We start from the raw sequence: 13,357 nt of genomic DNA on the forward strand, positions 1-13,357 counted from the left end.
CGCAACGGAGGCGACACCTGATGTTTCCGTGGGAACACGCCGCCGTTGGCTACAACCTCATCTCGTTGTGGGCACGGGTGACAAACAGGAGACTCGACGGGTGGGCCGTATTGGCGGCCCTCTTCGGGACGCAGTTCCCCGACCTCGTCGACAAGCCACTCGCGTGGTCGCTACACGTCCTCCCCAGTGGAATCTCGCTTGCGCACTCGATTCTCGTCTCGGTTCCGGTTTCCGTCGTTGTCGTGCTAGTCGCACGGCGCTACAAGATGACGACGGTCGGCGTCGCATTCGCACTTGGCTACCTCTCGCACATCCCGGGAGACCTGCTGTACAGCGGGTTTTTCTTCGGGAACTACGAGGTTATTCAGGCGTTCCTGTGGCCGTTCTCGCACGGGGGCGAATCGACGGCTGGAGGGCTACTCGGACAGACGTGGTTCTACGTGAGTCGCTTTGGGGTCTACCTCTACCAGACAGGAGCGTGGGAGTTCGTGCTGCTCGAGGTTGCGCTGTTAGGAAGTGCTGTTTGGTTGTGGCTCAGTGACGGGACACCCGGCCTCGGACTTATGAAGCGCTCTATAACCGGGATTCGTCAGAGCATTACGAAGTGAGATTGGTCTGAAACAGAGTGACAACCACTCCATAACAAAGCCCTCGCCGAGACTGAATTTCGTTAGGGCAGGCGGACTCCCGCCGAAATAATATGAAAGTCACAATTTTCCGTTCGACTCGACTGCACGCTGAGTCGACCCAAACGTATGAAGCAGGACGGGCATCCGGAGGTGTACCCCGATGAGTGCGGAATTGGGTGTCGAGTCCACCATCGACGACGGCGTTACGATTGGGTACGGCGACGGCAAAACGCCAGTTATCGGTGACAGGGCGAGAATCCGTGCCGGAACCATCATCTACGCGGACGTGACTATCGGTGACGACTTCATCACCGGTCACAACGTCCTCGTCAGAGAACAGACGACCATCGGCGACGAAGTTCTCCTCGGAACCGACACGGTGGTCGACGGCACCACGTCCATCGGGTCGCGAGTCAGCATCCAGACCAACGTCTACATCCCCACAAACACCCACATCGGCGACGACGTGTTCGTCGGCCCCGGTGTGGTGATGACGAACGACCCCTACCCGGTTCGAACCGAGGCAGAACTCGTCGGACCGACCATCGAGAATCACGCCTCTATCGGCGCGAACTCGACACTCTTACCCGGCGTGACAATCGGTGAGGGCGCATTCGTCGCCGCCGGTGCAGTTGTCGTCGACGACGTACCGCCCCGCACGCTCGCCGTTGGCGCGCCCGCCGTCCACCGTGAATTACCGGCACAACTGCAGGGAGGGAACGCGATTCGACGATGAACGACGAACGTATCTCAATCGCGTCGCCGCAACTCGGAGCAGCGGAACGCGACAGAATCGACTCCGTCATCGACAGCGGCATCATCGCCGACGGTCCCGAAGTTCGAGGATTCGAGCGCGAGTTCGCCGACTATTGCGGTGCCGACCACGGTGTGGCCACGTCCAACGGGACAACCGCGCTCCACGCCGCGCTCCACGCGCTCAAAATCGGCTCGGGCGACCGCGTTCTGACGACGCCGTTCACGTTCATCGCAACAGCCAACGCCGTCGCCTTCACCGGCGCGGAAGTGGGGTTTGTCGACATCGACCCGCAAACCTACAACATCGACCCGGACGCGCTCGAATCTCGTCTCCGAGACGGCGAGGAAGTCGATGCGGTCATCGCGGTCCATCTGTACGGTCTCCCAGCCGACATTACTCGGCTGGTCGAACTCGCCGAGACCTACGATTTCGCCCTCGTAGAAGACGCCGCACAGGCACACGGTGCGGAAGTTGAGGGCAAGCGAGTCGGCTCATTCGGCGACGCGGCGTGCTTCTCGTTCTACCCGACGAAGAACATGACCACGAGCGAAGGCGGGATAATTACCACCAACCGCGTCGACGTGGCCGAGCGCGCCGCTCGGTTCGTCGACCACGGCCGGGTATCCGGCTACGAGCACGCCGAAGTCGGCCACAACTTCCGCATGACGAGTATCGCGGCCGCTATCGGACGTATCCAACTCGAACGGCTCCCGGGGTTCACCCGGGCACGGCAGGCCAACGCCGCCGCACTCTCCGAGTACCTCACAGACGCCCCGGTTACGACGCCCTACACGCCGCCGGACCGGACGCACGTCTTCCACCAGTACACCGTCCAATGTGACAGTGTCGACCGCGACGCGCTCAAGTCATACCTCGACGCCAAGGGAATTTCGACCGGGGTGTACTACCCGAAACCGGTTCACAAGCAACCGGCCTACGAGCACCTATCAGTGTCCGCACCGGTTGCCGAGGAAGCCGCTGAGCGAGTACTTTCGCTACCGATTCACCCCGAACTCAGCGAAGCGGACATCGAGCGTATCGGGCGAGCGGTCACCGACTATGCGGAGGTGGTGACGTGAGCCACGAAGACAGCCCCATTGCAGCGGGCGTCATCGGCGTCGGCTCGATGGGGACGAACCACGTGCGTGTCTACTCTGAACTCCGTGACGTCGAACTGGTCGGCGTCGCTGACGCGGATATGGACCGTGCTGTGGCCGTCGCCGACGATTTCGACACGGATGCGCACCCTATCGACGCACTGCTCGACCGAGTCGACGTGGTCACTGTCGCGGTCCCGACACCGTACCACGGGTCGGTAGCCCGACAGTGCATCGAAGCGGGGGTCCACACCCTCGTGGAAAAGCCGTTCGTCGACGACCTCACCGTTGGCGAAGAACTGTCGGCGCTCGCCACCTGGCACGGCGTAACGCTACAGGTCGGCCACATCGAACGGTTCAACCCCGCCGTACGAGCACTCGACGGGCTTCTCGAAGCTGTCGAACCCGTCGCCATCACGGCAAACCGGCTGGGCCCGCCGCTGAACCGCGAGATGGGCGACGGCGTCATCATGGACCTCATGATTCACGACATCGACGTGATTCTCTCGTTGGTCGATGCCGAGGTCCAAACCGTGACTGGGACGAGCGCGGCCGACGAGCAGTACGCGACGGCCCAGCTGACCTTCGGTAACGGCGTCATCGGCTCGCTAACCGCGAGTCGGCTCACCCAACAGAAGACGCGAACCCTCGACATCACGGCGCGCGACCGACTCATCCGCGTGGATTACCTGAACCAGTCGGTCCAGATATTCCGCCAGTCGCGACCGGACTACCTGCGCGACGAGGGCAACATCCGCTATCGTCACGAGGTGGTCATGGAACAGCCGATGATAGAAACCGGTGAGCCGCTGAAATTCGAGCTTGAGGCGTTCGTAGACGCCGCCACGAACGGCGGTTCGGTACGCGTCTCGGCGGCCGACGGTCTCCGCGCCATCGACGTTGCACAGCGTATTCGGACCAGCGCCGACGTGACAACCCAGAACGTCGAAACCGCGGAGCGAAAACAATGAGCAACCAAACAACCGGTCTCTACAACTCGACGCATCCGCCGGAAGAACAAAAGCGAGAACTCCGAAACGGGTCTCACCCGGTTGCAGTGTACGGTCTCGGAAAGATGGGCCTCCCGCTCGCGGCCGTCTATGCCGAAGCGACGAGCAACGTCGTCGGCGTCGACATCGACGACGACGTGGTTCGGTCGATAAACGACGGCGAGTGCCACGTCGCAAAAGAGCCGGAACTCCCAGAACTTGTCGCTGAGCAGGTCGAGCGCGGTGCATTGCGTGCGACGACCGACAGCGTCGCCGCGGCGGGGGCGGCGTCGGTACACGTCATCATCGTCCCGACCCCGCTGACCGACGACCGCGAACCCGACCTTGCGGCGTTCGAGGCCGTTCTCGACAGCATCGCCGAGAGCCTCGCACCGGGTGACACGGTTATCGTCGAATGTACCGTCCCGCCGGGGACGTGTAGCGACCTCGTCGGACCCTATCTCGAAGCGAAAAGCGGCGTTTCGCGCGACGAATTCGGCGTCGCGTTCTGCCCCGAACGAACCTCGTCGGGGCGGGCAGTACAGGATATCACCGCATCACATCCGAAAATCGTCGGCGGCGTCGATGCGGAGAGCACTCGCGTCGCCGCACTCGTCTACGGCGAAATAACTTCGAACGAGGTCATCGCGGTTCGAGACGCGACGACCGCCGAGGCCGTGAAACTGTTCGAAGGCATCTACCGCGATGTCAACATCGCCCTCGCAAACGAACTCGCGCGGATACGCGACGACCTCGGTATCGACGTGACGGAAGCTATCGAGGCGGCCAACACACAACCGTACTGCAACATCCACGACCCCGGACCGGGCGTCGGCGGCCACTGCATCCCGTGGTACCCGTACTTCATCACGAGTCGAGTCGAGTCGGCCACGCCGCTCCTCCAGACCGCACGCGAAGTCAACGATAGCATGCCGAGGTTCACCGCCGATAAGCTTCGCGATGAATTGGCGGAGTCGGACCGAGATATCGCAGATTCGACCGTCGCAGTTCTCGGCATTACCTACCGTCCCGGCGTCGCAGAGACCCGTGCAACACCGGCCGCAGGCGTCATCGACCGCCTGAACGAATTCGGTGCGAACGTCCTCGCAGTCGACCCGATGCTCGATGCCGATGGTATCACGTCGTTCGGCGCGACGCCAGTCTCACTTTCTGAACTTCCAGAACAATCCATAGACGCCGTCGTCGTCGTCACCCCGCACGAGGAGTTCGACGACATCGACTGGGGCGTCTTCGACGACCTCGTGGTCATCGACGGACGCGGCACGCTCGGTGATATCGACCACCGCGTGTACGCGATTGGTGCCGGGCCGCGAGGAACGGAGAGATTGCAAGGAAAATCGCGAGGAGGAACGCTCCGGGCAGCAGAACTGCGGGAGGGGGGACGCCAATGAGTGGAGGAAGGCGTCAACGAGTGGAGGAAGGCGTCAATGAGTAGGTTGAAAATCCTCTCTGTCGTCGGAGCGCGACCCCAATTTATCAAGGCATTCCCGGTATCGGACGCGCTCCGGCGTGAACACGACGAAGTGCTCGTCCACACCGGCCAGCACTACGACGAGTCGCTTTCGGACGTGTTTTTCGACGAACTCGACATGCCGGAACCTGACTACAATCTCGGCGTCGGGTCGGGAACGCACGCTGCCCAAACTGCCGAGATGATGGAGCGACTCGACACCGTCATTGCCGACGAAGACCCCGACGTGGTGCTCGTCTACGGCGACACGAACTCGACGCTCGCGGCAGCCCTCGTGGCTGCGAAGCGAACCCCGCAGTTGGCGCACGTGGAAGCGGGCTTGCGGAGTCACAACTGGGAGATGCCGGAAGAGGTGAATCGAGTGCTCACCGACCACTGCTCGGACTTCCTATTTGCGCCGTCGGAGTCCGCCGCCGCGACGCTGGAGTCGGAGGGTATCCACGATGGCGTCTACGTGACCGGAGACGTGCAGTACGACGCAGTCCTCCGGGTTCGGTCAACCGCCCGGGAGCGGTCGGAAGTCCTGAACGACCATGGTCTCCACGAGGGCGAGTACATCTTGGCGACGGTTCACCGTGCCGCAAACACGGACGACCTGTCGAGGCTGGGTGCTATTGTGAACGGACTCGCGGAGGCTCCCAAACCCGTTTTCTTCCCCGTCCACCCACGAACCGAAACGGTGCTCCACGATAGCGGTCTCTGGCCGCAACTCGCGGACAACGAAAACGTCCTGCTCATCGACCCTGTCGGCTACCTCGATTTTATCAGGCTCCTCGACGGGGCAGAACGCGTCGTCACCGACTCCGGTGGTGTTCAGAAAGAGGCGTTCTACCTCGACACGCGCTGTATCACGCTCCGGGACGAGACCGAGTGGACAGAGACCGTCGATACCGGGTGGAACGTCCTCGTCGGCGCGGACCCGGACGCGATTCGAACCGCACTGCAATCGACCGAATCGCTGCCTGAGAAACCGTCGCTCTACGGCGAGGGGGCCGCAGCGGAGCGAATCGCCGACGTACTCTCGGAGTTCGGATATGAGTGACTTCAGGAGCAACGACGATGAGTGAATTCAGAAGCAACGACGATGAGTGAGGAGTTTGCAGTCTGCCTGACGCACGACGTAGACCGCCCGTACAAGACGTATCAAGGGTTGTTCTACGCGACAAAGGAGAGCCCAACGTATCACCTCCGGACGCTCCTCAGTCGGGAGAACCCGTACTGGCAGTTCGAGAACATCATGGCTCTCGAACGCGACCTCGGCGTCCGGTCGTCGTTCTACTTCCTCAACGAGCCGAGTCTGCTCCAAACGGGGTCTCTCTGGGACTGGCTCAAACCCGAAAACTGGGTTGAACACTTCGGCCGGTACGACCTGAGGTCGGCGTCGATCACCAAGGTCATCCACAGCCTCGACGAAGGAGGCTGGGAAGTCGGCATTCACGGGTCGTTTCGGTCGTGCGACGACTTCGACCGCCTCCGAACGGAGAAAAAAGAGCTGGAATCGGTGCTTGGCCACGAAATCCTCGGTGGACGACAACACCACCTGAAACTCAGTCCTCGAACGTGGCAGTACCACCGAGAACTTGGACTCAGGTACGACGCCAGTCCCGGTTCGAGTTCGACAAACGGGTTCCAACACGGCTACCAGCCGTTCCGGCCATTCGACGACGAATTTGTCGTGTTCCCGCTGACGCTGATGGAAGTCTCGCTTCCCGACCCGGGTTCGGCGCTTGATTCAGCGTGGGCCGAATGCGAGCGGCTACTCGTCGACGCTGAAGAACACGGCGCGGTGATGACGGTGTTGTGGCACCCGCGGTACTTCAGCGAAGCCGAATTCCCCGGCTACCGACGGCTCTACCGTCGACTCGTCGAATGGGCACTCGACCGGGGTGCGTGGGTCGGTCCCGTCGGCGACTACTACCGAGAGTTCCTCGAAGAACACGGACCCGAATCGACAGGAGAGGACAGAGAAAGCAAAGTCGGGTCGAACGTGACGGGACAAACAGAGCGCAACCAGGCCGGGTGAGCCGAGCCGACGGTTCGACGCCGAATCGGTCCTTCTCGACCGCCTGCTAATCGACTCATACCATCGACATTCTGAGCGCCTCAGTCTGTCGGTATCAGCTGTATAACAAAGCCCACCGCGGGCTTCCTCTCGGACAGCCAGTAACGACTCAGAGAGGCAATTCTACACTATGAGTTCACCATCGAAGACACAGTATCAACCGGACGAGAACGTCGACACCGAACGTCTCCAGCGGTACGTCGACGTACTCGATGACGTCCTCCAGTACGCTCGCGAACGGGACTACAAGGGCTGGGACTACGGTGACGGGATGAGCAGTCGGGTACTGCTCTCGATGCCCATCGAAAACCGCTGGTTCGACCTCGTCGTCCAGGAGTTTATCAAGCGCTCTCCCATCAACGTCCGCCCGCTCTTTCTCGTCGAGCAGCGACGGAATTTCAAGGGAATATCGCTTTTCGCCATGGCGAATCGGAGTCGCGCACAGTTGGCGAACTGGTTCGACGGCGACGAAGACACCCGATTGTATCTCGATGATGCGGCCGCGTTGACCGAATGGCTCATCGCGAATCAAGCCAAGGGATACAGCGGCTTTGCCGGAAGCCACCGACACGTCATTCAACATCTCTCCGGCCGCAACGGTCCGCGAGAGGGAATTCCGCACTCGCCAAACGTCGTCTCGACGGGGTACGGCGTGAAGGCGCTTCTCGCCGGACGAGAGTTCGACCCGAACTACCCGGATATCGCCAAGACCGCCGTCGATGTTATGGTGAAAGACCTCAACTACCGGCCGACAGATGACGGCGCAGTCATGGACTACTATCTCTCGCATCCGAAAGACAGCTACACGCTCAATGCGCTGGCTATCGGGGCGAGGCTCTTCATCGAACTGTACGACTACTTCGGCGACGAAGCGTTGCTCGAACGCGCCGAGAAAGTGTACGACTTCGTCGCGTCGAAACAGACCGAACGCGGCGGCTGGTACTACCGTGAACCGCCGACCGCGTCACACCTCTCGATGGACAACCACCACAACGGGTTCATCATCGAGTGCTTCCAGCGGTACGAACAAATCGTAGAGAGCGGGCGGTACGACGAGACGACGACTCATGGTCTCGATTTCTATGCCCGAGAACTGTTCGACGAAAATGGTGCGCCGAACTTCGACGAAGAGAACGCCTATCCGCGGGATACACACGCGACCGCACAGGGAATCCTCGTGTTTACCTACGCCGGTCAGTACGACAGAGCAGAACGTGCTATTGACTGGGCGCTGGCGAACATGTACGAACCATCTGACGGGCGGTTCTACTTCCGAAAACACCGCTTCTACACCAAGCGGATGACACTCATGCGGTGGTGTCAGGCGTGGATGGCGTACGCGATTGCCGAGTACGTTGCCACGAGAATATCCGGTGAGCCAACCCACGGATACGGTATCGACGGTCTTCGGGTGCAGACAGAGATATCCTGAAAGCCGCAGAACTGTACGGATTTCCGTATAGTCGCTACATAACAAATCCCCATCCTCGCGTCACATTACTTCGAGAATGTCTTCTAAGACGACACCGGTTGGGGTGTCCCAACCGCGGCACGGGCCCTTTCAGGAATCAACCGATTTAACCGCCAACACGGTGGGTATCAGTCGGTTCGGACACACACCGGGTTATCACCAGTCACGAAAGCATCGCCAGAGCGCTCAGTCATCCGTCCGCCAATGACAATCGAAATCGTCGAATTCGAGCCGAGTCGCCGCGATGAGTGGGACGAGTACGTCAAGCAGTCGAGTCAAGCGAGTATCTTTCATCAGTACGATGCCCTCAGGCTACAGGCGAAGTACTCGAATTCGAAGCTACACCTACTTGTCGGGTTCAAGACCGAAGAACCGGTCGGGGTGTTCCCCGTGTTCGAGATTCGAAAAGGGCCCGTCAAAACGGCATTCTCCCCGCCACCTCACATCGGAGTCCCGTATCTCGGACCGGTGATGTTCGATACTGGCAACATCAAGAGTCGAAAATTCGAGCGGCGTCGAAACCGGTTCATCGAGGGCTGTACCGACTGGATACGGTCCGAAATCGGACCGAACTACACACACGTTCGCGTCGGCAACTATTACACTGACATGCGGACGTTCCAGTGGGGAGGGTGTGACGTTTCGCCGAAGTATACCTACAACGTCGATTTGAACCGGAGCGAGGACGACCTGCTGATGTCATTCAGTCGGAACGCCCGACGAAACATCCGCGATGGGAAAGCGGTTCTATCCAAAATCGAAGAAGGCGGACGAGACGACATTCGGACCATTCTGACGCTGGTCAAAAATCGGTACGAAGAACAAGGATTGACCTTCGACGTTCCACCCCAGTTCGTCCTCGACTTGTACGATACCCTTCCGAATGGACAAGTCAGGCCGTACGTGTTCCGCTACAATGGCTCGTTCGTAAGCGGAATCATCGCACTCCAGTACGGAGATACCGTCTATCGGTGGCTTGGCGGTGTCCGCCCGGAGCGGGATTTCGGCGTCGATGTCAACGACCTCCTGGACTGGCGGATAATGTGCGACGGACGAAATCGGGGAATGACCAGATACGACCTTGTCGGAGCTAATAATCGACGGCTCAACCGGTACAAGAGCAAGTACAACCCGGAACTCGTTACATTCTACCAAATCGAACACGGGCCGCTTTCGGTCAGAGCCATCGCACACCTGTACAAAAATCAGCTCAGTCCCAAAGTCGAGCTATTCACTCGCACGGGTGAGGCGAGCCTCCCAGCGCGGCTGGTTTCGGGGGTTATCCACCGATGATAGTTGTTCAAAGTTCCGAGGGGTACCCCCCGATGGTGGTTGCCCAAAAGATGAATCGAGTACGCACTGTCGAACAGTAATCGGTCAATCACACACCAACACACACATGTCACAACCACGTATCGAAACGCTAGGCCTCGAAGAGTGGGAGCAAGCGCTTCCATCGTCAGGTGTCGAAGTATTTCACACGTCCGCTGTTCTCGCCGCGATAGACGAACACTTCGACGGCGAGATGCACCTCTTCGGTGTTTTCAAAGGACAAGAACCAGTCGCACTGTTTCCGACGTTCGTCCGCAAGAATCCGCTCGGCCGGGCCGTCGTCTCGCCGCCGCCGTCGATGGCGATTCCCTACATCGGGCCAATTATGATGCCGAACAGTCCGAAGCAAAGTACCTACGAGTCCGTAAACCGGAAGTTCGCGGACTTGGTGCTAGAAGAACTCGGCGTGCGCGACAAACGGACGTTCGTCCGCGTTCTCTGTTCCCCGTCATATCTCGACCCACGACCGTTCGAGTGGACCGGATTCGCCGTCAAACCCTCGTTCACCTACCGACTCGACCTGTCCGGTCAGTCGCCCGACGAGGTACAGAGCCAGTTCAGTAGCAGTCTCCGACGCGAGATTCGGCAGGCGAAGGAGCTGGATATCAGTATCTCAAACGAAGGAATCGATGGCGCACGAACCGTGTACGACGACGTTGCCTCGCGATACGACGAGCAAGACGAACCGTTCGGGATGCCGTGGGCGTTCGTCGAGGCGCTGGTCAGAAACCTCGGCGACCGGTGCCGAGTCTACGTTGCCCGCGACCCTGACGGCCGATACCTCAGCGGAATAATTGTCCCCTTCTCGAACGAGACGGCCTACTTCTGGCTCGGCGGCGCTCGCGGTGAGTACGACGGTGTCAGCATCAACAGCCTGCTTCACTGGCGAATCATCGAAGATATCGTCGAAGACGACGGCCTCGAATCGGTCATGGAGTACGACCTCGTCGGCGCGAACACAGAGCGTCTCTGCAATTACAAATCGAAGTTTGGCGGAGAGTTGGTGCCGTACTACGTCGTCGAGTCGACCGGTGTCGGCATGAGTCTCGCAAAGCGGACGTACCAGTTCCTGAGCAAGAGTAGCGAACGTATCGCAAAGTGACTCCGAGAACAAGGCTTTAGAGAGCCAAGAGAGGGGAGAAAGCGAGGCTGAATGGGGCTAAATCGGGACTGAAGGGGGACTGGAGGAGGTAGCGAGACAGAGTGGGAACGTGAACAGAGGTGAGCGAGGACGGACAGAAGCGAGCGTCACACCATCTGTTGGGCCTTGATAATTCGCCAGAGACCCTCCGCATCGTCGGTGATGCCGTACACTCGGCCTTTTCGTCGTTGTTCCGGGACCAATAGTTCGACGAGCGAGCGGTCTCGCAGTTCCTGAAGCGCCCGCGAGACGTGTGCGACGGCACTTTCCGAGTCCGATGCGATTTGTGTCGGTGTTGCGGGTCCCTCGGAAAGCCTGTTGAGGACGGAAATTCGGTATCGCGAACTGATGACGAAACCGATGTCGTCCCAGGGGACCTCTTCTTTCGATTTGTTGACTGTTTTCACGTGTTTCTCACCCCAACACGGTGGGAGCGGTATCCACGAGCGGTCGTCCGTGACGGTACTCTTTTGAGGGCGGTTCGGAGCGGGGTTCGGAGGGCAGTCAACCGGGAACGTCGACTCGTCTCACGTGGCCGGCGCAGGGACCAAACTGGACGGCGGGGCAGTGATGTGAGTTGGAACCCAGTAGGAGACGACGCAGACAGCAACACCGAAACCAGGTGAATTAACGGAGAATTAACACCGGTATCGGCAGGTGTCCGGACTGCCGGTCGTACTGGTTCAGAGCGCATTCATTCGTTAGTACGAACTTAATTACATAAATACATCGTTTGAATTATACTCAGAGTTTCGTGAGAGTCTTTTTTGAGAGAATGAACTTGATGACAGAACGTGTGATGACTACAGTTCGAGTGGAACCGCGGGAGCGATCTGAAATACTGGCGGGTAAGTATCGATCGTGTCGAGTACGACCCCACAGAGCAGCCGATTTAGCGGAACTAATTGGGAACAGGGAAGCCGCAGATCCGACACACCAGGACCGAATTCGGAATAGCTACCACTGGCGACAGTGAATTGGTGCTGTAGATGAGTGACTCCGCGACTTCGCTTCGTATCCTCCTCACCAACGACGACGGTATCGACGCGCCCGGCATCGCAGCGATGCGCGAAGAACTCACCGCCATCGGTGAGGTAACCGTCGTTGCACCCGCCGAAAACCAAAGTGGCGTCGGTCGCGCCCGGAACGAACTCGCCGTCCGCCGGGACCATCCGTGGGGCTACGCCCTCGAAGGAACACCCGCGGACTGCGTGGCGTACGGGCTTCGCGGTCTCGATACCGACTTCGATATCGTTGTCTCCGGTATCAACGACGGCCCGAACGCCGGGAACTACGTCGTCGGGCGGTCGGGGACGGTCGGCGCAGGTATCGAATCCGCCTTCCTCGGGACCCCTGCTGTCGCTGTCTCCAGCTATCACGCACGGGATTTCTTCTGCCACCCGCCGGAGGAGTACGACTTCTCTCGACCGGCCCGAATCGCCCGCGCCGTGACTGAACGCGTCTACGGGACCGGCATCTTCGACGAGGTCGACCTTCTGAACGTCAACGCGCCAATCGACGTGCCGAGTCCGCGTATGCGAGTGACGCGACCCCACGCCGACTACGACCAACAGGTCGAACACCACCACGACTCCGAGGCGGTTCCGGACGGCGACCGGGAACACGATATCGGTGACGACGAAGTCTACGTTCGCCTCCAAGACATTTCGTGGCCGGACGCCGTCGGTTACGAGAACCCCTTCCCGCTGGGAGACGAGCACAGCGAGCGCTACCCCGTCGGCAGCGACCGTCGTGCGATGGTCGACGGCGAGGTGAGCATCTCTCCCCTCGCGGTTCACCACGGTCACACGAACGACCCGAAGCTCGCGAGCGTCGTCGAGAGCCTATCCGAACAGGTGGAGTGAACCTCTCCCCGAATAGGCTGGGTAAACCCTCTATCCGAATAGGCTGGGTGGACTAGCGCTGAACCGCCGTCCGAATCAGTAACCAAACACAAAAAACGTGGACGCCGGGCGGTGTTACGAGGACACCAACTGTTCGGACTGAGAGAGGTACGCGGCGAGGTCGGAGGTAGTGATGATGCCGATTACGCCTTCTGCCTCGTCAACTACGGGCATGTGGTGGAACCCGTGTTCGGTCAATGACTCAGCAACTGCAACGATAGAGTCCTGCGCGTCTGCGGTAACAACATCAGTAGTCATGTACCGCGAGACGGTCGTCTCCGCCTTTGGCTGACTCTTTGCGACGATATGAACAAAGTCCGTCGTCGTCAGAATTCCTTCGAGGTGGTTCTCTCCATCCACGACGATGACAGAGCTGATGTTATTGTCCAACATCAACTGCGCCGCGTCCTCGACGAGCGTGTCGGGACTGACCGTGTGGAGGGTCGTGGACATGAGTCTCGCGACAAACACATCTTCCATGGT

13 protein-coding genes are annotated in these 13,357 nt (G+C 59.8%); 11 read left to right on the forward strand and 2 right to left on the reverse strand.

All coding sequences use genetic code 11. From position 1 onward, the window contains the following. The first annotated feature begins 20 nt into the window (after positions 1 to 20). The 10 genes from HFX_RS17840 (at position 21) to HFX_RS17885 (ending at position 10,931) form a co-directional block, all read left to right on the forward strand. Positions 21 to 608, forward strand: coding sequence for a metal-dependent hydrolase (locus tag HFX_RS17840; protein WP_004060901.1), 588 nt, complete (start codon positions 21 to 23; stop codon positions 606 to 608). A 181-nt stretch (positions 609 to 789) separates the two neighbouring features. Further along, entirely contained in the window at positions 790 to 1,365 is a 576-nt protein-coding gene (locus HFX_RS17845) for an acyltransferase (protein WP_004060898.1), read from the forward strand. Beyond that, entirely contained in the window at positions 1,362 to 2,465 is a 1,104-nt protein-coding gene (locus HFX_RS17850; RefSeq protein ID WP_004060896.1) for a DegT/DnrJ/EryC1/StrS family aminotransferase, read from the forward strand. The genes HFX_RS17845 and HFX_RS17850 overlap by 4 nt, the downstream gene beginning before the upstream one ends. A 47-nt stretch (positions 2,466 to 2,512) precedes the next feature. Then, positions 2,513 to 3,454 (forward strand): Gfo/Idh/MocA family protein, encoded by a 942-nt coding sequence (locus HFX_RS17855; protein WP_238547500.1) that lies wholly within the window; start codon positions 2,513 to 2,515, stop codon positions 3,452 to 3,454. After that, complete coding sequence (locus HFX_RS17860) at positions 3,451 to 4,884, forward strand: nucleotide sugar dehydrogenase (protein ID WP_004060892.1); 1,434 nt, start codon at positions 3,451 to 3,453, stop codon at positions 4,882 to 4,884. Before HFX_RS17855 ends, HFX_RS17860 begins: the two co-directional genes overlap by 4 nt. Positions 4,885 to 4,920: 36 nt before the next feature. Further along, on the forward strand, positions 4,921 to 6,006 hold the full coding sequence (gene wecB, locus HFX_RS17865) for a non-hydrolyzing UDP-N-acetylglucosamine 2-epimerase (RefSeq protein WP_014732794.1): 1,086 nt from the start codon (positions 4,921 to 4,923) through the stop codon (positions 6,004 to 6,006). A gap of 42 nt (positions 6,007 to 6,048) precedes the next feature. Next, complete coding sequence (locus HFX_RS17870) at positions 6,049 to 6,987, forward strand: polysaccharide deacetylase family protein (protein ID WP_231513007.1); 939 nt, start codon at positions 6,049 to 6,051, stop codon at positions 6,985 to 6,987. A 169-nt stretch (positions 6,988 to 7,156) separates the two neighbouring features. After that, positions 7,157 to 8,458 carry a prenyltransferase/squalene oxidase repeat-containing protein gene (locus tag HFX_RS17875; protein WP_004060887.1) on the forward strand — a complete coding sequence of 434 codons (1,302 nt, stop codon included), beginning with the start codon at positions 7,157 to 7,159 and terminating at the stop codon, positions 8,456 to 8,458. A gap of 243 nt (positions 8,459 to 8,701) precedes the next feature. Next, the gene (locus HFX_RS17880; RefSeq protein WP_004060886.1) at positions 8,702 to 9,790 is read left to right on the forward strand and encodes a lipid II:glycine glycyltransferase FemX; all 1,089 of its coding nucleotides are present in this window, start codon (positions 8,702 to 8,704) and stop codon (positions 9,788 to 9,790) included. A 106-nt stretch (positions 9,791 to 9,896) separates the two neighbouring features. Then, entirely contained in the window at positions 9,897 to 10,931 is a 1,035-nt protein-coding gene (locus HFX_RS17885) for a lipid II:glycine glycyltransferase FemX (RefSeq protein WP_004060885.1), read from the forward strand. 146 nt (positions 10,932 to 11,077) lie between these two features. Here the strand turns inward: HFX_RS17885 and HFX_RS17890 are convergent, their stop codons facing one another. Then, a complete protein-coding gene (locus HFX_RS17890; RefSeq protein WP_004060884.1) occupies positions 11,078 to 11,377 on the reverse strand; it encodes a winged helix-turn-helix domain-containing protein in 300 nt (99 codons plus the stop codon). A gap of 582 nt (positions 11,378 to 11,959) precedes the next feature. Between HFX_RS17890 and surE the strand changes: the two genes are divergently transcribed. Further along, on the forward strand, positions 11,960 to 12,835 hold the full coding sequence (gene surE, locus HFX_RS17895) for a 5'/3'-nucleotidase SurE (protein ID WP_004060883.1): 876 nt from the start codon (positions 11,960 to 11,962) through the stop codon (positions 12,833 to 12,835). Positions 12,836 to 12,949: 114 nt separating this feature from the next. Here surE and HFX_RS17900 read toward each other — a convergent pair whose 3' ends face one another. Further along, positions 12,950 to 13,354: a CBS domain-containing protein gene (locus tag HFX_RS17900; RefSeq protein WP_004060881.1), complete on the reverse strand. Its 405-nt coding sequence runs from the start codon at positions 13,352 to 13,354 to the stop codon at positions 12,950 to 12,952. Between the last annotated feature and the right edge of the window lie 3 nt (positions 13,355 to 13,357).

This window comes from Haloferax mediterranei ATCC 33500 (assembly GCF_000306765.2).
GTDB lineage: Archaea > Halobacteriota > Halobacteria > Halobacteriales > Haloferacaceae > Haloferax > Haloferax mediterranei.

Excerpts from the sequence above, each read along its gene's own strand:
- HFX_RS17855 (WP_238547500.1), top strand. The coding sequence starts at position 2,513 with ATGGGGACGAACCACGTGCGTGTCTACTCTGAACTCCGTGACGTCGAA.
- HFX_RS17875 (WP_004060887.1), top strand. The coding sequence starts at position 7,157 with ATGAGTTCACCATCGAAGACACAGTATCAACCGGACGAGAACGTCGAC.
- HFX_RS17850 (WP_004060896.1), top strand. The coding sequence starts at position 1,362 with ATGAACGACGAACGTATCTCAATCGCGTCGCCGCAACTCGGAGCAGCG.
- HFX_RS17900 (WP_004060881.1), bottom strand. The coding sequence starts at position 13,354 with ATGGAAGATGTGTTTGTCGCGAGACTCATGTCCACGACCCTCCACACG.
- HFX_RS17885 (WP_004060885.1), top strand. The coding sequence starts at position 9,897 with ATGTCACAACCACGTATCGAAACGCTAGGCCTCGAAGAGTGGGAGCAA.
- HFX_RS17870 (WP_231513007.1), top strand. The coding sequence starts at position 6,049 with ATGAGTGAGGAGTTTGCAGTCTGCCTGACGCACGACGTAGACCGCCCG.
- surE (WP_004060883.1), top strand. The coding sequence starts at position 11,960 with ATGAGTGACTCCGCGACTTCGCTTCGTATCCTCCTCACCAACGACGAC.
- wecB (WP_014732794.1), top strand. The coding sequence starts at position 4,921 with ATGAGTAGGTTGAAAATCCTCTCTGTCGTCGGAGCGCGACCCCAATTT.
- HFX_RS17860 (WP_004060892.1), top strand. The coding sequence starts at position 3,451 with ATGAGCAACCAAACAACCGGTCTCTACAACTCGACGCATCCGCCGGAA.
- HFX_RS17880 (WP_004060886.1), top strand. The coding sequence starts at position 8,702 with ATGACAATCGAAATCGTCGAATTCGAGCCGAGTCGCCGCGATGAGTGG.
- HFX_RS17840 (WP_004060901.1), top strand. The coding sequence starts at position 21 with ATGTTTCCGTGGGAACACGCCGCCGTTGGCTACAACCTCATCTCGTTG.
- HFX_RS17845 (WP_004060898.1), top strand. The coding sequence starts at position 790 with ATGAGTGCGGAATTGGGTGTCGAGTCCACCATCGACGACGGCGTTACG.